Origin of the sequence: Natrinema salsiterrestre, from assembly GCF_029502005.1 — an archaeon.
In the GTDB taxonomy this organism is placed as follows: Archaea; Halobacteriota; Halobacteria; order Halobacteriales; family Natrialbaceae; genus Natrinema; species Natrinema salsiterrestre.
Genome location: NZ_JAMQOT010000001.1, coordinates 471884 through 490970, shown reverse-complemented (window position 1 = coordinate 490970; position 19087 = coordinate 471884). Strand labels below are relative to the sequence as shown.

Here is a 19087-nt window from a genome sequence, read left to right as displayed (position 1 = left end):
TGTGGGTAAGAATCCTTTGACACACCCGTCGACGTGAGACCGGGTCGGCCGGTCCGGCATACGGACGGGAACACGTTCGACGCTGGTCAGACATCTGTCGTCCGGTCGACACGGACCGTGTGGTGACGATTTAAGGTGTTCCCGTTCCACTGTTCGGACAGTACCCGAGTATGTCCCACGAGACGGTCTATGCTATTTCGAGCGGGAAGGGCGGCGTCGGCAAGACGACGACGACGGTAAACCTCGGCACGGCCCTCGCGGAGGCCGGGGAGCGCGTCGCGATCGTCGACGCCGATCTCGGTATGGCGAACCTCGCCGGGTTCGTCAGCCTCTCCCCCGACTCGACTACTCTATACGACGTGTTAGCCGGAGACGCATCGATCGACGACGCCACCTATCGACTGGCGGACAACATCGTCGCCGTCCCGAGCGGCACGAGCCTCGACGAGTACGCCAAGACCTCCCCGGAAGGGCTGCGCGAGGTCGTCGAGGAGCTGCGATCGCAGTTCGACTACGTCTTTCTCGACGTCGGCGCCGGCATCAGCCACGAGACCGTCCTCCCGCTGGGGCTCGCCGACGCCGTCGTCCTGGTCTCGACGCCCGAACCCGCCGCCGTCCACGACACCAAGAAGACCATCGAGCTGACGGACCGATCCGGCGGCGAGGTCGCCGGCCTCGTCCTCACCAGGACTCGCCCGGACGGCGACGTCTCCCACGAGGAGATCGCCGACCGCCTCGAGGTGCCCCTGCTCGGAACGGTTCCCGAAGACCCCGCCGCCCGCGATAGCGTTTACGCCGGGACGCCGCTAGTCGTCTTCGAGCCCGAGGGGCCCGCCGCGACCGCGTACCGTCGGATCGCAGCGGACTTGACCGGCGTCGAAACGTCGGTCCCGGCGGACGACGGGGCCACTGACGACGGAACTGCGTCCACCGGCTCGACAGGGGCAGACGCCGACGCCGGGACCGATTCGGCCGGCGGAAACGACGACGCGACCGAACGAGAAGCGGCACACGACGACGTTTCGAGTGCGATCACGGAAGCCGAGTCGGATTCCTGAGTGAGGTCCGCGTCGACGCGACCGCGCCCGAAACGTGACGGTAAGTGGTTCCTTCTCCCGTCGGTTCGCACCCCGATCGACTCCGTCCCTTCGAACGCGGTGATTACCGCCAGTTAGAGACTGTCAGCGGGGGCTGACCGTCCGTCCGGTCTCGAGGCCGTTTCGTGTCGGAATGGGGCCGTTTTCGACCCGTTTGTCGGTCCCTTCCGACCCGGTTTCGCCGACGTTCGTCGTACGAAACGGTCGATCTCGGGGACAGAAACGATAACGAACTGATTACTAATCATGACTGTTCTCGATGGGTGATCCATGGAGCGACGAAAGATCCTCCTCGGCAGTGGTGCAGCGCTCGCAACCGTGCTCGCGGGTTGTTCCAGTGACGAGACCGGCGACGAGTCGGGACCGAACGGCGACGATTCCGACGAATCGCTCAACGACAACGACAATACCGACGACAACGGCGATACCAACGAGACTGACGGCGACGCGGACGTTCCGGGGCTCGACCGTGACAAGCTGAAACTGGACAGCGACAAGATGTCGGTCGAAGACGTCAACAAGAACGGCAAGGAGGTCGACGTCGTCGCGACGACGACCACGACCGATCCCGACACGCTGAAGAAGGAGCTGCACTCGCTCGCGGAGACCATCGCCGCGGCGATCACGGACGCCGAGAAGTTCAAAGCCGAAGTCGACAGCGTCACGTGGGTACTCGAGCAGGACGGCACGCAGGTGATGTCGTTCTACGTCGACGTCCAGTGGGCGCTCGAGTACATCAACGACGAGATGAGCGAGGACGAGTTCATCGAGACCGTCCTCGATACCGCCGACGAGACGGAGTAAGTACCGGAACGGTACACAGACGGTCTGTTCTTTCGATCACGGCGACGGAGAGCGCCGGGTCGCCGAGCTTACATCGACCGGGGCGCGGCAACGCCCAGGATCGAGAGGGCGTTCGCGACCGCGTGCTTCGAGGCCGCGACCAGCGCCAGCCGCGCCTCGCGGACCTCGGGGTCGACGTCGTCGGCGAGGACGGGACACTCCCGGTAGAAGCCGTTGAACCGATTGGCGAACTCGCGCGTGTACGTCGCGATCTGATGGGGCTGGAGGTCGTCGGCCGCCTCGTCGACGACCGCCGGAAACCGCGCGATCGTCTCGAGCAGGTCCCGCTCGGCCTCGGTCTCGAGCAACTCGGCGTCGACGGCCGTCTCGACGTCGTCCATGCCGGTCTCGGGGTCGATCCCGGCTTCCTCGAGGATGCCACAGCAGCGCGCGTGGACGTACTGGACGTAGGGTGCCGACTGGGCCTCGAAGTCCAGCGCGCGCTCCCACTCGAAGGTGATCGCCTTCGTCGGCTGTTTCGAGACGATGTCGTAGCGGACCGCACCGATCCCGACCTGGTGGGCGATGCGCTCGATATCGTCGTCGTCCAGCTCGTCGTCGCGGATGCGGTCGTCCAGCCGGTCCTCGACTTCCTCGCGGGCGCGATCGATCGCCTCGTCGAGCAGGTCGTCGAGGTCGACGCCGGTTCCCCGGCGGGTGCTCATCTTCCCCTCCGGCAGGTTGACGTACGAATAGAGGACCTGTCGGAGCTGGTCCGTCTCGTTGCCCAGCAACTCGAGGGTCGTCCGGACCTGTTTGGCCTGTAACTTGTGGTCCTCGCCCAGCACCGTCACCGCGCGGTCGTACTCGTCGAACTTCCACTCGTGGTGGGCCAGGTCGCGGGTTGCATACAGCGACGTGCCGTCCGAGCGCAGGAAGACGAGGTTCTTGTCGATGCCGTGGTCCTCGAGCTCGAGCTGCCAGGCGTCCTCCTCGTAGATCGATTCGTCGAGTTCCTTGAGACGATCGACGAGGTCGTCGGTCGCGCCCGAGCGCATGAACCGCGTCTCCTTGACGAACTCGTCGAACTCGGCGGGCAGGCGGGCGAGACACTCGGTCATCCCGCCGAGGACCTGGTCGACGACCTCGCTGACCCGCTCGTAGGCCTCGTCATCGCCGGCCTCCAGCCCCTGCATGATCGACTCGATCTCGGCCTCGGCCGCCTCGACCTCGTCCTCGGGAGCGTTCTCGAGGTAGGCGTTCCCTTTGCGGTAGTAGCGCACGAGGTCGTACTCGATGCGGTCGCGCTCGGGCGGCTCGTCCAGGTCCTCCTCGTCGAACGTCTCGTAGGCCCAGGTGAAGACGGCCATCTGGCGGCCGGCGTCGTTGACGTAGTAGTGGCGGTCGACGTCGTAGCCGGCGAAATCGACCAGATTTGCCACTGCGTCGCCGATGATCGGGTTCCGGGCGCGGCCGACGTGGACCGGCCCCGTCGGGTTCGCGCTCGTGTGCTCGACGACGACGCTCGTGTCGCGGTCCGGCAGGCGTCCGTACGTCTCGTCGGTCGCTTCGTCGAGCGTCTCGGCGAGATAGGCGTCGCTCGGCAGGAAGTTCAGGTACGGTCCCTGCGCCTGAACCTCGGCGACGTAGGTCAGCTCGTCGGCGTCGATCTCGTCGGCGATCCGCCCCGCGACCTGCGGTGGGGGCGCGCCCGCTTCGTCGGCGAGGCGAAAGGCGACGCTCGAGGCCAGGACGCTCGCGACGTCCTCCGGCGGTTCTTCGATTCCCAGATCGTCGGTCGGAAAGTCCAGCGTCGAGAGCGCCCCCTCGAGGGCGTCCTCGACCTCCGCGCGCAGGGAGAGGAACATACCCGCCCGTATTCAGGGCTCGAGTAAAGGAATGTCGGGTTTCGTCTCGCCGCCGTCGGGATCGCCGCTCCGACGCGACGGCGCTCAGTCCGTCGACTGGTCGGTGAAGGACAGTTCCCGGTCGGGGGCGTCGGATCGGGGCGAGTCGTCCGGCAACTCGGCCTGGACCTTCTCGATCAGCAGATCGAGCGCCATGCGATTCGCGCCTTCGGGAATGATCACGTCGGCCTGCTTCTTCGTCGGGGCCACGAACCGCTCGTGCATCGGTTTGACCGTCTCGAGGTACTGGTCGATGACCCCCTCGAGGTCGCGCCCGCGCTCGATGACGTCCCGTTCGATCCGACGCAGAATGCGGACGTCGGCGTCGGTCATCACGTACACCCTGAGATCGAGCAGCTCGCGGATCACCTCGTCGTGCAGGGCGAGGATCCCCTCGAGGACGATGATGTCGGACGGCTCGACGGTGACGCGCTCGTCCGTGCGGTTGTGTACCTCGAAGTCGTACTGGGGCATCTCGATCGACCGCCCCGAGAGCAGGGTCTCGAGTTGCTCCCGGAGCAGCTCCCACTCGAACGCGTCGGGGTGGTCGTAGTTGATTTCCTCGCGCTCTTCGAACGCCAGATGGGAGAGGTCCTCGTAGTAGTTGTCGAGCGGGATTCGGGTAACGGCCTCGCCGACGGTGTCCGCGACCGTGCGCGCGACCGTCGTCTTCCCGGCTCCCGTGCCGCCGGCGATCCCGATGGCGAACGACGGTGTGCTCATCGTCCGAATCTGGACTGGACCGCTAATGAATCCCCTGATCCCGGGGCGTCGGCCCGTCCCCGTCGGCGAGCCGCGGCACTCACTCGAACAGCGCGGCGGCCTCGCGGAACCGCCGCTCGTGAACGGGTCGGAACGTCTCCGCCGAGGCATCGAACTCGGCCGGCGTCCAGAACCGGGCGTCCGTGGCGTCGCTGTCGGCGACCGGCTCGCCAGCGGTGTCGGCTCGAGCGGCGACGTAGTGGACCGTCACGACGTGTTTCCCCTCTCGAGGCGGCATCGCCGACGCGCTCAGGATCTCGAGGTCCGCCGGGTCGACCGCGACGCCGGTCTCCTCTTCCAGTTCGCGTGCGGCCGCCGTCGCGGGCTCTTCGCCGATCTCCATGTGGCCGCCGGGAATCGTCCACTCCCCCACGCCCGGCGGGACGCCGCGCTCGACGCAGAGCACGGCGGGGTCCCGACCCGATCGGTCGACCACTGCGACGCCGGCGCAGGGGACCGGGTTGTGCCAGACGACCGTCTCGCAGTTCGGACAGCGCCTGCGCTCGCGCTCGTCGAACGTGACCGTCTCGAGGCGGGTGGCACAGTCGGGACAGAACGTCGGCGGTCGGCTGACCATCTATTCGATCACTGTCGCGGAGGGTTCAAAGCGTTTTGAATCCGCTTCCGGTCAGCGGGACCACGACGTCGTCGTCGGCGTCGACCACGCCGTCCTCGCGGTACTGCTCGAGCGCCGCCGGGGCGACCGCACAGGTCGGTTCGACGTAGAACCCGTTGCGGTGGAGTCGATCCAGCGCGGTCTCGATCGGGTCCGAGCCGAGCGCGATCGCGTCGCCGTCGGTTTCCTCGATCGCCTCGAGGATCTCGGTGCCGCGGGCGGGTTCGGTGATCTGGATCCCGTCGGCGATCGCCGTTCCCTCGCCCTCCTCGTCGGTGGTGTCGCCGCCGAGCGCGCCGACGATCGGCGCGTACCCGGCCGCCTGTGCGCCGAGTAGGCGGGGCATTCCGTCGACGATGCCGGCCTCGTTCAGCAGGGAAAATCCGCGGTAGGCGCCCAGGAAGAGCGTCCCGTGGCCGACCGGGAGCACGACGGCGTCGGGGACGGTCCACCCCTGCTGGGCGGCCACTTCGAACGCGAACGTCATCGTACCGGCGTAGAACGCGGGGTTCCAGGCGTGGCTGGCGTACCAGCCGTCGCCGTCCTGCCTCGGGGCGTCGCCGTCCTCGGCGTCTCCACCGCCGGTATCCGAGCGGCCTTCGACGGCGTCGAGACAGGCCCTCGTGACGTCCTCTCGAGAGCCCTCGACGCGGACGGGACGGGCGTCGGCCCGCTGGATCGCCATCAGTTTGGACTGTTTGACGTCCGCGGGGACGTAGATGTCCGCGTCGATCCCCGCCCGGGCCGCGTAGGTCGCGATCGACGCGCCCGCGTTCCCCGACGAGTCTTCGATGACCTTGTCGACGCCCAGTTCGACGGCTCGAGAGAGGGTCGTCGTCGCGCCGCGGTCCTTGAACGAGCCCGTCGGAAAGACGTACTCGAGTTTGAACTCCGCGTCCCAGTCGGGCGCGTCGACCATCGGCGTAAAGCCCTCGTAGAAGGTGACGTGCTGTTCGATCGGGAGGAACTCGAAGAACGTCCACAGGCCCTCGCTGGTGTCGAGACTGTGCAGCGGGAGCGGATCCCCGTTCGGGTGGGGGCGCGCGGTGAACTCCAGCGCGCGGCCGCAGGCACAGCACCACGGTTCGTCCGGCCCGGCCTCGTAGACGGCCCCGCAGTCGGGACAGGTGAGATCGGACGCCATCTCAGTACTCACCGACGTCGGTCCCGACCGAGCAGACGTATTCGCCCGTTGCGACCTGGGGAAGCCGGCGCGCCCGCCAGAAGATCCCGTCACTGTCGGCGGTCACCTCGGCCTTCCGTTCGCCGAAGGGAGTCGTCACCTCGAACAGCGGCTCTCCGGGCTGGACCCGGTCGCCGAGTTCCTTCCGTAGCGTCACGAGCCCGCCTTCGGGTGCGCCGTACTGCTCGAACCCTCTGGCGCGGGTCTGCGTCTCGAGCGGTTGGTCGCCCTCGAGAAAGTTGTAATATCGGAGCACGTTCCACACGCCCTCGACGCCCGTCCGAATGCTCGTCTCGTCCCAGCCGACGGCGCCGCCGAGCTCCGGGTCGACGGTCGGGATGCCGTCGTCGGGGGCTGCACGGGCGAGCTGCCCGTCCGGTCCCTTCTGATCGAGCACGTAGCCACAGCCGAAGGCCTTCGCCAGCTCGAGACACTGGTCGTGGAGCCGGTGGCGCTTCCCACAGCGGACGCGGACCTCGTCCAGCATCCGACTGGTCGACCCCTGATGGAGATCGAGGATCAGGTCCGCTCGGGTTGCGGCGTCGAACGTCGCGGCCGCGATCCGTTCGGTCGAGGTCCCGCTCTCGTTGCCGGGATAGGCGCGGTTCATCTTCGTGTCGTCGATCGGGTTGCGGTGTTCGGCGACCTGAAACGCGTGATAGTTGACGATCCCCACGATGAGGATCGTTCCCGAGATCTCGGCCGGATCGAGTTGCGGCACGACGCGCTGGATGACGCCGACGCCGTTGAGTTCGTCGCCGTCACTGGCCGCCTGCATGTAGAGGGTCTTCCCCGAATCGCTGCCGTTCACCACGGCAACGGGCAGTCCAACGGGACTCCCATCCCGGGTCTCCCCGACCTCGAGACGGCCCGTATCGATCTCTCCGGGCCCCGCGCTCGCCGTTCCGAGCGTCGTCGTCATGTCCCTCACGATGAACCCGTTCGCCTTTATACTATCCTTTGATCTCGAGCAGCGGGCACTCGATTCGGGGGACGGGGGATCGGTTACTCTCCCTCGTCCGGTCGGAATCGATATCCGAGGCAGGTCGTCCGGATCGCGGCAGACTCCCTCCGAGTGAGGACGCGGATTTCCCCTCGCTCATCGTTCGTAACGTCTCGAGGACGGCTCGTACGACGCCACTCTCGAGCCGGGTCGACCGGTGTCCTCACCTGCCGAGCACGGCGCGAAGCGCGAACCAGAGGTTCTCCCGCCGTTCCATGACCCGCCGGTAGAAGTAGGACTTCCAGCGGTCGCCGTAGGGGACGTACTGATAGACGTCGTACTCCTCGGCCAGTTCGTACTGGGCGTCCTCGCGCACGCCCATGAGCATCTGGATCTCGAAGTCCGTCCCGTAGCGCTCGTGGAGCGCCTTCGCGTGGTCGATCATCGCCGGATCGTGGCTCCCGACCCCGATCCCGCCGTCGTAGTGTTCGAACGCGTACTCGAGCAGCGATCGATACTCCCGATCGACGCGCGCCCCGTCCGAATACCCGATGTCGGCCGGCGGATCGTACGCGCCCTTGACGAACCGGACCTTGCCGGGGACGTCGGCGAGGCGTTCGACGTCCCCCCGCGTCCGCTTGAGGTTCGCCTGCACGCAGAGCCCGAGGCCGCCCCCGTACTCTCGAGCGAAGTCCTCGAAGGCGTCCAGCGTCGCGTCGGTGGTCGTGTGATCCTCCATATCGATCCAGACGAACACGTCGTGTTCGTCGGCGGTGTCGACGATCGTCTCCAGTTCCGTCCGGAAGACGTCCTCGCCGAGGTCGAGTCCCAGCTGGGAGGGTTTCACCGAGATGCAGGCCCCGAGGCCGGATTCCGAAATATCGGCGACGAGCTGTCGGTATTCGGCGGTGTCGTCGGCGACGGGGCCGCGCTCGTCGTAGTGTTCACCCAGCAGATTGCAGATCGCGTCGACGTTGCGGTCGTTCAGGTGGCGGACGTGCTCGAGCGCGACCGCCGGTGATTCCCCCGCGACGAACTGGTTTGCGATAGGTGGGATCATGGTTGCAATATATGTCGCCACCCCCTAAGGATATTACTCCGTTTTTCGGACGACCCTCGCCGTCGATAAACGGGTGGGGAGCGGTTGCGACGGTAACGGATGGGGAGCGGTTACGACAGAAACGGGCGGAGAACGGTTACAACGGCATCGAGCCGATACCCGGCGAGATCAGCTGCGGACGTCAGTCGTCGCTGTGACCGAACAGGCGCTCGCGCACGGTCCGCTTGCGGGCCGTTTCCGCGAGCAACACCGAACAGTCGATGTCCTCGAGGACGTCCAGCACCAGCGAGCCGCGGACGATCCGGGAGAGCAGGCCCTTGCCGGTCGCGCCGATCACGACCAGCGTGGCGTCGGCGGCCGCAGCTTCGATCGCGGTCTCGACGTCCCGTTCGTCGACGACCAGTTCGGCGTCGGCCAGTCCGTGTTCGGCCGCCCACTCCTCGAGGAACTGCTCGCCGTCCTCGAGGGACTCGTCCTCGGAGAGGGCGTGCAAGAGCGTGACCTCGGAGTCGAACTCCTCGCGGAGCAGCCGGACGACGTCCGCACCCAGTACCGAGTCCGGACCGCCGGCGGTCGGCAACAGGATGTGCGACGGGTCGAACCCTCGCTCTTTCAACACCAGGAAGTCACAGGGGAGATCGTGAGTCAGCTCGTCGATTCGCGACTCGGCGCGGCCGTGGGAGGTCGGCCCCCAGCCCATCACGACCTGATCGGCGTCGAAGGTCCGGGCGGCGTCGAAGACCTCCTCGAACGAGCGGTGTGAGAGCACCGTGTGCGTCTCGACGGGTGCGCCGAACGTCTCGGCGTCGGTCCGCGCCTGCTCGAGTAGCTTCTGGGACTCGGCGTCGATCCGTTCGTTCTGTTCGGCGCGTTTGAGCGGGGTCTGGTCGGGGACCTGGACGATGTGGACGGCGTGGACCGTGCCGCCGCGCTGTTTCGCGATGGCCCCGCCGAGGGTGATCAGGTCCTTCTCCGTTCGGGGGTTCGACAGCGGCACCATGACGCGGAAGTCACCGCCGTTCGTCCCCGCGGCGGGCGTTTTGGCGGCGTCGGGGCGGACCGAGTCGGCCGCGGCCACTGCGGCGTCGGGCATCTCGTCGGAGCGGTCGAGGATCCAGCCGGCGAAGACCCCGGCGCTCTCGACGCGCTGGCGGGCGTACAGCAGGTACCAGGCGGCCGCGAAGACGACGAGCCCCGCTGAGAGGACGATGACGAACGGTTCGATGTACGCGATCAGCGCGAACGACGAGATCGTCCCGATGATCGGAACGAACGGATACAGCGGCACCTCGAAGTCGGGGTCGTAGTCGGCGGGTTCGGCTTCCCGCATGACGATCAGCGCGATGTTCAACAGCCCGTAGACGATCAGGTGGAGCACCGAACCGGCCGTCGAGAGGATCTCGAGGTTGCCAAAGAGGAGGAAGGCGATGATGAGCGAGCCGGTAATGAGAATCGACTTGTAGGGCGTGCCAAAGCGGGGATGGATGTCGTTGACCGACGGCGAGATGATCTTCTCCCGGCCCATCGCGAAGTTGATCCGCGACGACGAGAGGATCGACGCGTTCGCGCTCGAGGCCGTCGCCAGGAGCCCGCCGAGCAGCAACAGCCCCCAGCCGAGCGCGCCCAGACTGAACCCGAAGACGCTGTACTGGCCGAAGAGTAATTGAGCGGCTTCGACGACGGCCGTGTCGTTGTTCGCCACCAGTTCGTTGGGAACCGCCGCCAGCAGGACGAGGAGGAACAGGGCGTAGACGACGGTGACGATGACGACCGAGCCGATGACCGCCAGCGGGAGGTTACGGCCCGGGTCTTTGATCTCTTCGGCGACGGACGTGATCTGGACGAAGCCGAGATAGGAGACGAAGACGATGGCGGTCACCGGGAGCACTTCGCTCGTCGTTCCCGGGGGCGCGAGCGGTCGCAGCGACTCGAGATCGGCGTTCAGGAGCCCGACGATAGTGAACACGCCGAGGATGGCGAGCAGCGTGAACACGATCGCGATCTGGAGTCCGCCGGTCTCCTTGGCACCCATGTAGTTGATCGCGATGAAGAGGACTGCGCCGACGAGCCCGATCGTCTGGGCCGCCGATATCGTCACCGGACCGAGCGCGAGTGCGGGGGCGCCCACGAGCTGATTGACGTACTCGCCGAACCCGTACATGTAGAACGCGGACGCGAACGCGAGCCCCAGCCAGTTGGCCCAGCCGCTCACCGACCCGAACAGCGGGCCGAGCGCGCGATTGATGTAGAAGTACGCACCGCCGGATTTCGGCATCGCCGTTCCCAGTTCCGAGGCCGACAGCGCCGTGAACAGCGCGGTGACCCCGCCGATCACGAACGTCAGCGCGGCCAGCGGCCCCGCTCGAGCGACCGCGGTGCCCGGCAACACGAAGATACCGGCACCGATCATCGTGCCGATGCCGATCGCGATCGCGGAGAACAGTCCGAGGTCCTTCGCGAGTTCCCCGTCGTCGCTCATGCGAGGGGTCCTCCGTCGTCTCCGATGTCAGCGGCGCGGGGAGCCGATATCGTCTCGGTCGAACCGAGAGGGAACGGGCGTTCGCCCTCGTAGCACCGCCTCGCTCGGTGTTCCTGTCGGCTGATCGCGTTCGGTACCGACGACCGTGGCGGACCGCGGGCGCGATATCGGGCGTTCATTGATTCTGATTTGAGTCGGAGACGGTGATAAACTCCCTGATTGAATTGCGGGATCGTTATTTTCGTGAAATTATATTGGCGATCGCAAAGAATTGGCGGCGTCCATTGTTCGGATCCGGAGTCGATGTCGGAACACCGGCGGAAACACTGTCCGGGACGACGAACGACCGCCCTGCGGATTCGCCGTTCTCCAACCCTCGAGCGAGCCGTTCCGGACGCCGACGGGACCGAAACGGAGCGAGTTCTCGCTCTCCCGTACTCGGGTTCGACGCCCGTTTGTATTCAGTAATTGTATACAGGACTCATGAATACTGTGGACAAGTTATTTATGAGTGTTCCACCTGCTCCTACGCATGACGGCAGGACCGCCGATAGACGAACTCCACTTCGAGGACGCACCGACCGTCGACTCAGTTCCCGGCCCGAACACCCGAGCGCTGCTCGAGAAACAGCGCGAGATCGACAGTAGTGCGGTCGCGTACCCCGACGACATCCCGATCGCGTTCGAGGAGGGCAAGGGCGCGACGGTACGGGACGCCGACGGCAACACCTATATCGACCTCTTCGCGGGGATCGGCGTGCTCAACGTCGGTCACTCGAACCCCTACGTGCTCGAGGCGGTTCACGAGCAGGCGGACAAGTTCGTGCACACGGTCGACTTCCCGACCGAAGCGCGCCTCGAGCTGATCGAGAAACTCGACGAGATCGCACCCGACGGCCTACAGGGCCAGAACAAGGTCGTCTTCGGCGGCCCGACGGGCAGTGACGCGATCGAAGCCTCGATCAAACTCTCCAAGTACAACACCGGCGGCGACGGGCTGATCGCGTTCCGCGGCGGCTACCACGGCGCGACGACCGGCGCGATGAGCGTCACGTCGAACAAGAAGTTCAAAGAACACTACACGCCGCTGCTCTCGGACGTCGTCCACGCGCCCTATCCGCACCCGTTCCGACAGGACAAGGCGCCGGAGGAAGCGGTCGATCACGCGCTCGAGGAGGTCCAGGCGATCGTCGAGGATCCCTACGGCGGGCTGGCGAACCCGGCCGGGATCATCGTCGAACCGATTCAGGGCGAGGGCGGCATCGTCACGCCCCCGAAGGGCTTCCTGCAGGGGCTGCGCGACATCGCCGACGACAACGACGTCACGCTCGTCTTCGACGAGATCCAGAGCGGGCTCGGTCGCACCGGTCAGTGGTGGGCCAGCGACTGGGAGGGTGTCACCCCCGACGCGATGACCTCCGCGAAGGCGCTGGGCGGGGTCGGATTCCCCCTCTCGGCGACCATGTATCACGAGGACCTCGACACGTGGGGATCGGGCGACCACGCCGGTACCTACCGCGGCCACGTCGTCGGCATGCGAGCCGGGACTCGCGCCATCGAGTACATTCAGGACCACGACCTGCTCGCGCACGCTCGCGATCTGGGCGAGTACATCCAGAGTCGCCTCCGCGAGGCCGGCGACGGGAACGAACACCTCGCCGACATCCGCGGCAAGGGCCTGTTCATCGGCGCGGAGTTCGTCGACGCCGACGGGAAGCCCGACGGCGATCTCGTCGACGCGATCCAGCAGTACTGCTTCGAGCGCGGGGTCCTGATCTGGACCGCCGGTCGTCACGGCAACGTGCTCCGGTTCCTGCCGCCGCTCGTGCTCACGCACGAACTGGCAGAGACGGCGCTCGACGTCGTCGTCGAAGCGATCGAAGAAGTGACGGCCGAAGCGAAACGGACGGCCTGAGACCGACGGCGATACGAATCCCATGTCCGACACCGATCCCATCGAGACCGACGACGCACCGAACACCGACAACCCCTACTCGCAGGGCGTTCGCGCCGGCGACACGCTCTACGTTTCGGGGTACGGCCCCGTCGATCCCGAGACGGGTGCGGTCGTCGACGGCGATATCGACGCACAGACTGACCGGGTACTCGACAACATCGCCGCCGTCGTCGACGAAGCCGGCGGCGACGGCCTCGCGGACGTCGTCAAAGTGACCGTCTATCTGACGGACCTCGAGGACTACGAGCGAGTCAACGAGGCCTACGGCGCGCGATTCGGAGCGGACCCGCCGGCTCGAGTCTGCGTCGAGGTCTCGCGGCTCCCCGAGGACGTCCGGGTCGAACTGGACGCGACCGCGTACCTCGGGTAACCGTCCCCGAGCGGTTCGAAGCCGCGTATCGTGCTATTTATTACCGCCCTCAGTCTCGGCTACCGGTCTCGCATCGAGTCGAACGGACTGTACGCGATGGTGCGCAGCACCGTCCCGGTCTGCGGCGAGACGACGGCAGTCCGTCCGAGGCGTGCCCGGCAGCGTTCCGAGACATCGGAACCCGTCCGGGAGGGGGAATTACATCGATCGTGACCAACCAGTATACGAATATTGACTACGGTTAAGTATCTCGCAGGCGTAGCACCGGCACGAATGTCCTACGACGTGGGGTCCCGATTGAGCGATCTCCGGCGGGCGTTTCACCGCCATCCGGAACCAGGGTGGCGAGAGTTCCGGACGACAGCGCGCGTCGTCGAGGAGCTCGAGCGGATCGGCGTCGACGAGATCGCCGTCGGTCGCGACGCGCTAGCGACCGACGAGCGGATGGCCGTCCCTCCCGAGTCGGAACTCGAGCCGTGGCTCGAGCGAGCGCGGGAGGCGGGGGTGCGCTCGGACATCCTCGAGCGCACGGCCGGCGGCCACACGGGCGTAATCGCGGTCCTCGAACAGGGGCCGGGCCCCTGTATTGGGATCCGCGTCGATCTCGACGCGATCTCGATGCGGGAGTCGTCGGAGAGCGACCACCGGCCGGCGGCGGACGGGTTTCGCTCCGAGCACGACGGCTACATGCACGCCTGCGGCCACGACGCCCACGTCGCGATGGCGCTGGGGACGCTCGAGGCGGTCGCGGACAGCGAGTTCCAGGGGACGCTGAAGGTGTTCTTTCAGCCCGCCGAGGAGATCTCCGGCGGCGGGAAGGCGATGGCCGAGAGCGGCTACCTCGACGACGTCGACTACCTCCTCGCGTTGCACATCGGGCTCGATCACCCGACGGGCGAGATCGTCGCGGGGATCGAGAAGCCGCTGGCGATGGCCCACCTCACCGCGACGTTCGAGGGCGCGAGCGCCCACGCGGGGAAGGCACCCAACGAGGGAGCCAACGCCATGCAGGCGGCGGCGACCGCGATCCAGAACGCCTACGGCATCCCGCGGCACAGCGACGGGTTGACGCGGGTGAACGTCGGCCAGATCGAGGGGGGAACCGCGAGCAACGTCATCGCCGAGGAGGTCACGATCGAGGCCGAGGTCCGCGGCGAGACGACCGCGCTGATGGAGTACACGCGAACGGAACTCGAGCGGGTCTGCTACGCCGCGGCGGAGATGCACGACTGCGACGTCACGCCGCGAGTGATCAGCGAGTCACCGAGCGTCGACAGCCACCCCGCGCTCCGCGATCTCGTCGGGAACGTCGCGTGGGACGTCGACGGCGTCGAGCGAGTGATCTCCAGCGAGGAGTTCGGCGTGAGCGAGGACGTGACGTACCTGATGGAGCGCGTCCAAGACGACGGCGGCTTCGCCTCGTACGTCCTCGTCGGCACCGACCACCCGACGAGTCACCACACGCCGACGTTCGATATCGACGAATCGAGCCTCGCGATCGGGACGTCCCTGCTCTCCGAGACGGCGATCGAACTCTCCCAGCGGCCGGTCTGAGCGACGGTTCGATACGAGCGGCAACGCTCCGACACACGGTCCGGTCCGCCGTGAACCGCCCCTCGAGGGCCGAAGGTATTCGACAACGATCACGTTCGAGAGAACGGAAACGTTAATTCGCACTCGCCGTATGTGTGAGGTATGAGCCAGGACGACGTGCCGGAGTCGCTACGGGCGGCGGCGGACTCGGACCGGCCGCGCGGGATTCTCACGCCCTCCGACCGCGACTTTCTGCTCGGTCGGAAGACGGACTACACGGATCACTCGAAGAAACAGAAGCGAAACCGGATTCGACGACGGGTTCGCAACGCGATCCTCGATTTCAGCATTCTCTTCGAGTACATGGAACAGCGCGATCGGGAAACGGTCTTCGACCCCGACGACGAGGACCGCGACGCCTACACGCAGGGGATCACCGACATGCTCGCGTTCCTCCACCTCGGGACGATGGGGTATCACACGCCGTTCAAGGACATGCTCTCCGAGGGCGTCGGCAAGGCCGAACAACGACTCGCCGGCTCGAACTACCGGATGGTCAACGTCGAGTTCAACGTCGAACCGGTCGGCCAGATCGACGTCGACGAGGTCGTCGCGAAGCTCGAGAACGAGGAGTTCGCCCAGCTCACGGACGAAGAACTCCGCGCGTTCGTCCGGCTCCTGACGATGTCCGAGGGCTTCTCACCGGAAGCGGCCCGCGAGGAGATCAAAGACCGCGTCGACGAGTTCTCCGAGCAGGTGGCCGAGAGCGCCGACTCCCGGGAGCAGACGCTCGAGGAACTGACGAACTGACCCGCCGTATCGATTTTCGATTACGACTCGCCGCCGTCCGGAGCCGGCACGCCGCCGGACCGATCGACGAGCCGCCTCGTTTCGGCCCGCTGTAATCGGATATCGAACCATCTCGGATATTGTCAGTTGCCGCGGGAAGTGGTGTATTATCGTCTTTTTGTTCGATTATCTGGGATACAGTAATCGGATGATAGTTATATTGGCGATAACCGCGTGATACTCCATCGAACATCAAATAAACGCAATCCGTGGATAGTCTCGCAGAGTGAGAAACACTTATTGTATACGCTGTCAATGGTGGCGGTATGCCATCACGCAGCATGGCGAACGGTAGGTGGAAAGGCGGTCAATCAGTGCGCCGTCACCCGGTTTCAGGGGTGAGACCGAATGAGTGACGCGGAGCAGGGGATGGTCGACGAGTTCTTAGAGGAGATCGACCCGATCGTCTTCGCGTTCGGCGCGTTGCTGACCGCCGGCGTGATCGTGGGCTTCTTCGTCAATCAGGCGCTCGTCACGGAGACGATCGGGACCCTCTACGAATGGGTGGTCACGTACCTGAACTGGGCGCTGTTGGTGATCGTGTTCCTGATCGTCCTCTTCCTGTTGTTCCTGATCGTCGGTCCGTGGGGGAAAATCAAGATGGGGGACTCGGACCCGGAGTACAGCTTCCTGTCGTACTTCGCGATGCTGTACTCCGCCGGATTCGCCGCGGGCGTCGTGTTCTGGGGCCCGACGGAGGCGCTGTTCTACTACGATAACCCCTCGCCGCTGTTCGGAATCGAAGGCGGGACGAGCGAGGCGGTGCCGTACGCGATCCAGCAGACGCTGTTCCACTGGGCGCTTCCCCAGTTGGCGGTGTTCACGATTATGGGGCTCGCGATTTCCTACTTCGCGTACAACTACGAGGACGTCCCGCTCCGAGTTTCGTCGGCGCTGACGCCGATCCTCGGGAAGGAGAACCTCGACGGTCCGGCCGCGAAAGTCGTCGACATCCTCGCCGTCTTCGCGACGATCGGCGGCGTGGCGACGTCGCTCGGTTTCATCGGAAGTCAGTTCATCGCCGGTCTCAATTACCAGTGGGGGATCGACCTCGGGAACGTCGGGATCCTCCTCGTGGTGACCACGATGACGCTTCTGTTTACCGTCTCGATGGTGCTCGGCGTCGACAGGGGGATTCGCCGGCTGTCGAACTTCAACATGATCCTGTTCGTCATCCTCATGGTGGCGACGTTCATCCTGGGGCCGACCCTCTTCTTGCTCCTGTTGGGTTCGCAGGCGATGGGCGGCATGATCGCCGACTTCACGTCCATGAGCCTCTACACCGGTACCGGCTCCGACGGCGGGACGGGGTGGATGAACTCGTGGACGGTCTTCTACTGGGCGTGGGCGCTCTCGTGGTCCCCGTTCGCCGGACTGTTCATCGCCCGCATTTCCAAGGGCCGAACCGTCCGCGAAGTCGCGTTCACGGGTATCGGCGCGACCTCGGCGGCGACCATTCCGTGGTTCACCGTCGTCGGCGGAACCGCGCTGCAGTACCACCACACCGGCGTTGCGGACTTCAGTCCCGTTATCAACAACTTCACGCCGGAGATATCGGGCTTCATCCTCTTCGACGCCTTCCCGCTCGGGACGGTGTTCATGATCGCGTTCATGATCCTCGTCACGACGTTCTTCATCACGTCGGCGGACTCGTCGACGCTCGCCGTCTCCATGATGACGACCGGCGGGAAGGCGAGACCCTCGACTATTAACCGCGTCTTCTGGGGGGTCGTCCTCGGCTTGACCGCCGCGATCCTCATGATCCTCGGCGGCGAGGGCGGGACGAGCGCGCTTCAAGACGCGGTCATCATCACCGGTGCGCCGTTCGCCTTCGTCTGCTTCGCCGCGATGCTCTCGCTGATCAAGGACTTCGGCTCGAGCTACGGCCGGGTGCTCCTGCAGGACAAAACCGTCCTCATCGGCTCGAGCAAGAAAACCGAACCCGAGTCGCCCGGTCCCGGCGGCCCGGTCGAAAGCGACGACGACTGATCGCGCCGACGCCCTCCACCTCGTGGCCGACGAACCGCGTCGGCCGTCATGCTGTCCGTTTTCTCGCGCGGAGAGCGACGCTCCGCAGCCGTTCGTCGCTGACATCCTCGCCAATCTATAACAAGTTTTAATGTACGAGATACACATAAACTGTGTATGGATAGGGACACGGCGGAACCCGACGCGGCCGCGCTTCCGGGTCCGAACGCGCAGCAATGGGTCGATTTCCACCAGGAGTACTCCGCGCCCAGCGAGTACTCCCACGAATTCGTCTGGGACGTGACGCGGGACGCCGACGGGCCATTCGTCACGGACGTCGACGGGAACGTCCTCCTCGACTTCACCTGTCACATCGGCGCTGCTCCGCTGGGGTACAACAACGAGAAGGTGCTCGGGAAGCTCCGCGAGTTCGATCTCGTCGAACCGATGAAGATCGCGGGTCAGGACATGTACTTCGGTTCCGGTCCGAGCCCCGACGAGGCGGACGTCCCCGGCTCGAGTCACCTCATGGAAAAACTGACCGAGGTCTCGAGTCAGTACGGCATGGACACCGTCTTCCTCTCGAACTCCGGCGCGGAAGCGATGGAGAACGCGATGAAGATCACCCACGACCACCGAGCGCCCGCGAAGTACGGCGTGGCCTTCGGCGGTAGCTTCCACGGGCGCACGCTCGGGACCCTGTCGCTGACGAAGTCCAAGGAGGTCTACACGCGTCACTACCCCGAGATCAGCGGGATCGAGACCGTCCCCTTCTGCGCCGACCGCGGCTGCGACGCCGACAGCTGCGACTGCGGCTTCTTCGCGGGCGGCGGCTCGCAGCTCCGCAACATGCTCGCCCCCGAAGGCGGCCACGTCAACCCCGACGAGATCGCCTTCCTCACCCTCGAGCCGATTCAGGGCGTCGGCGGCTACCGGTTCCCCAGCGAGGCGTTCATGGAAGAAGTCGCGGCCGTCACGGACGAGTACGACATCCCGTTGGTCGTCGACGAGATCCAGTCCGGCGTCGGCCGCACCGGTGAGATCTGGGCGTCCGATCACTACCCCATCGAACCCGACGTCATCGCCAGTGCGAAGGCGCTGCGCGTCGGCGCGACGATCTCCCGCTCGGAGGTCTTCCCCAGCGAAAAGAATCGCCTGGGATCGACCTTCGGCGGCGGCGACATCCTGGGCTCGATGATGGGCGCGTTCACCCTCGAGGCCATCCGGGAACACGACCTGCTGGACAACGCGACCCGTCGGGGCGAGCAGGCCAAAGAGCTCCTCCGCGACGACGTGCCCGAGTACGTCGAGGACGTCCGCGGCACGGGCCTGATGCTCGCCGTCGAGTTCGACACCCCCGAGCGTCGGTCGGCGGTGGTCGAGGCGGCCCTCGAGCGCGGCCTGCTGACCCTCGGGTGCGGGAAGAAGACGATCCGGCTGCTCCCGCCGCTGGACTCGACCGAACGCGAGATCGAACTGGGGATCGGGATCTTCCTCGAGGCGATCGAGGCGGTCGGCCCGAGCGCGAAAGTGGCCTGATTCGGTCCTGCGTTTTCGGATATCAATTTCCGTTTTTGCGG

The 19087-nt window shown here is 65.8% G+C and carries 15 protein-coding genes; 8 read left to right on the top strand and 7 right to left on the bottom strand.

What is annotated here, in order from left to right; genetic code table 11:
• Positions 1 to 170 precede the first annotated feature (170 nt).
• Entirely contained in the window at positions 171 to 1058 is an 888-nt protein-coding gene (gene minD / locus NDI89_RS02445) for a cell division ATPase MinD (RefSeq protein WP_277519928.1), read from the top strand.
• A 309-nt stretch (positions 1059 to 1367) separates the two neighbouring features.
• Positions 1368 to 1901 (top strand): DUF8159 domain-containing protein, encoded by a 534-nt coding sequence (locus tag NDI89_RS02440; protein ID WP_277519927.1) that lies wholly within the window; start codon positions 1368 to 1370, stop codon positions 1899 to 1901.
• A gap of 68 nt (positions 1902 to 1969) precedes the next feature.
• Here the strand turns inward: NDI89_RS02440 and argS are convergent, their stop codons facing one another.
• The 7 genes from argS to NDI89_RS02405 all read right to left on the bottom strand — a co-directional run bounded on the left by argS (position 1970) and on the right by NDI89_RS02405 (position 10830).
• Positions 1970 to 3748 (bottom strand): arginine--tRNA ligase, encoded by a 1779-nt coding sequence (gene argS, locus NDI89_RS02435; RefSeq protein ID WP_277519926.1) that lies wholly within the window; start codon positions 3746 to 3748, stop codon positions 1970 to 1972.
• A gap of 84 nt (positions 3749 to 3832) precedes the next feature.
• Complete coding sequence (udk, locus tag NDI89_RS02430; protein WP_277519925.1) at positions 3833 to 4510, bottom strand: uridine kinase; 678 nt, start codon at positions 4508 to 4510, stop codon at positions 3833 to 3835.
• Between the two features lie 79 nt (positions 4511 to 4589).
• A complete protein-coding gene (locus NDI89_RS02425; RefSeq protein WP_277519924.1) occupies positions 4590 to 5126 on the bottom strand; it encodes an NUDIX hydrolase in 537 nt (178 codons plus the stop codon).
• A gap of 25 nt (positions 5127 to 5151) precedes the next feature.
• A complete protein-coding gene (locus NDI89_RS02420) occupies positions 5152 to 6309 on the bottom strand; it encodes a pyridoxal-phosphate dependent enzyme (RefSeq protein WP_277520494.1) in 1158 nt (385 codons plus the stop codon).
• A 1-nt stretch (position 6310) separates the two neighbouring features.
• Entirely contained in the window at positions 6311 to 7270 is a 960-nt protein-coding gene (locus NDI89_RS02415) for a succinylglutamate desuccinylase/aspartoacylase family protein (RefSeq protein ID WP_277519923.1), read from the bottom strand.
• A gap of 244 nt (positions 7271 to 7514) precedes the next feature.
• Positions 7515 to 8351 (bottom strand): proline dehydrogenase family protein, encoded by an 837-nt coding sequence (locus NDI89_RS02410; RefSeq protein WP_277519922.1) that lies wholly within the window; start codon positions 8349 to 8351, stop codon positions 7515 to 7517.
• A 181-nt stretch (positions 8352 to 8532) separates the two neighbouring features.
• On the bottom strand, positions 8533 to 10830 hold the full coding sequence (locus NDI89_RS02405) for an amino acid permease (protein WP_277519921.1): 2298 nt from the start codon (positions 10828 to 10830) through the stop codon (positions 8533 to 8535).
• Between the two features lie 532 nt (positions 10831 to 11362).
• On the opposite strand from NDI89_RS02405, the gene NDI89_RS02400 reads away from it, so the two are divergent.
• The 6 genes from NDI89_RS02400 to NDI89_RS02375 all read left to right on the top strand — a co-directional run bounded on the left by NDI89_RS02400 (position 11363) and on the right by NDI89_RS02375 (position 19046).
• Positions 11363 to 12745 carry an aspartate aminotransferase family protein gene (locus NDI89_RS02400; RefSeq protein ID WP_277519920.1) on the top strand — a complete coding sequence of 461 codons (1383 nt, stop codon included), beginning with the start codon at positions 11363 to 11365 and terminating at the stop codon, positions 12743 to 12745.
• Between the two features lie 22 nt (positions 12746 to 12767).
• On the top strand, positions 12768 to 13157 hold the full coding sequence (locus tag NDI89_RS02395; protein ID WP_277519919.1) for a Rid family detoxifying hydrolase: 390 nt from the start codon (positions 12768 to 12770) through the stop codon (positions 13155 to 13157).
• 273 nt (positions 13158 to 13430) lie between these two features.
• Positions 13431 to 14711, top strand: coding sequence for an amidohydrolase (locus tag NDI89_RS02390; protein ID WP_277519918.1), 1281 nt, complete (start codon positions 13431 to 13433; stop codon positions 14709 to 14711).
• Between the two features lie 141 nt (positions 14712 to 14852).
• The gene (locus NDI89_RS02385) at positions 14853 to 15500 is read left to right on the top strand and encodes a DUF8102 family protein (RefSeq protein ID WP_226003969.1); all 648 of its coding nucleotides are present in this window, start codon (positions 14853 to 14855) and stop codon (positions 15498 to 15500) included.
• Positions 15501 to 15887: 387 nt separating this feature from the next.
• On the top strand, positions 15888 to 17528 hold the full coding sequence (locus NDI89_RS02380) for a BCCT family transporter (protein ID WP_277519917.1): 1641 nt from the start codon (positions 15888 to 15890) through the stop codon (positions 17526 to 17528).
• A 156-nt stretch (positions 17529 to 17684) separates the two neighbouring features.
• Positions 17685 to 19046: an aminotransferase class III-fold pyridoxal phosphate-dependent enzyme gene (locus NDI89_RS02375; protein WP_277519916.1), complete on the top strand. Its 1362-nt coding sequence runs from the start codon at positions 17685 to 17687 to the stop codon at positions 19044 to 19046.
• The last annotated feature ends 41 nt before the right edge of the window (positions 19047 to 19087 follow it).

Bases quoted from the DNA above. Each gene is read 5' to 3' on its own strand.
- minD (WP_277519928.1), top strand. From the start codon at position 171: ATGTCCCACGAGACGGTCTATGCTATTTCGAGCGGGAAGGGCGGCGTC.
- NDI89_RS02440 (WP_277519927.1), top strand. From the start codon at position 1,368: ATGGAGCGACGAAAGATCCTCCTCGGCAGTGGTGCAGCGCTCGCAACC.
- argS (WP_277519926.1), bottom strand. From the start codon at position 3,748: ATGTTCCTCTCCCTGCGCGCGGAGGTCGAGGACGCCCTCGAGGGGGCG.
- udk (WP_277519925.1), bottom strand. From the start codon at position 4,510: ATGAGCACACCGTCGTTCGCCATCGGGATCGCCGGCGGCACGGGAGCC.
- NDI89_RS02425 (WP_277519924.1), bottom strand. From the start codon at position 5,126: ATGGTCAGCCGACCGCCGACGTTCTGTCCCGACTGTGCCACCCGCCTC.
- NDI89_RS02420 (WP_277520494.1), bottom strand. From the start codon at position 6,309: ATGGCGTCCGATCTCACCTGTCCCGACTGCGGGGCCGTCTACGAGGCC.
- NDI89_RS02415 (WP_277519923.1), bottom strand. From the start codon at position 7,270: ATGACGACGACGCTCGGAACGGCGAGCGCGGGGCCCGGAGAGATCGAT.
- NDI89_RS02410 (WP_277519922.1), bottom strand. From the start codon at position 8,351: ATGATCCCACCTATCGCAAACCAGTTCGTCGCGGGGGAATCACCGGCG.
- NDI89_RS02405 (WP_277519921.1), bottom strand. From the start codon at position 10,830: ATGAGCGACGACGGGGAACTCGCGAAGGACCTCGGACTGTTCTCCGCG.
- NDI89_RS02400 (WP_277519920.1), top strand. From the start codon at position 11,363: ATGACGGCAGGACCGCCGATAGACGAACTCCACTTCGAGGACGCACCG.
- NDI89_RS02395 (WP_277519919.1), top strand. From the start codon at position 12,768: ATGTCCGACACCGATCCCATCGAGACCGACGACGCACCGAACACCGAC.
- NDI89_RS02390 (WP_277519918.1), top strand. From the start codon at position 13,431: ATGTCCTACGACGTGGGGTCCCGATTGAGCGATCTCCGGCGGGCGTTT.
- NDI89_RS02385 (WP_226003969.1), top strand. From the start codon at position 14,853: ATGAGCCAGGACGACGTGCCGGAGTCGCTACGGGCGGCGGCGGACTCG.
- NDI89_RS02380 (WP_277519917.1), top strand. From the start codon at position 15,888: ATGAGTGACGCGGAGCAGGGGATGGTCGACGAGTTCTTAGAGGAGATC.
- NDI89_RS02375 (WP_277519916.1), top strand. From the start codon at position 17,685: ATGGATAGGGACACGGCGGAACCCGACGCGGCCGCGCTTCCGGGTCCG.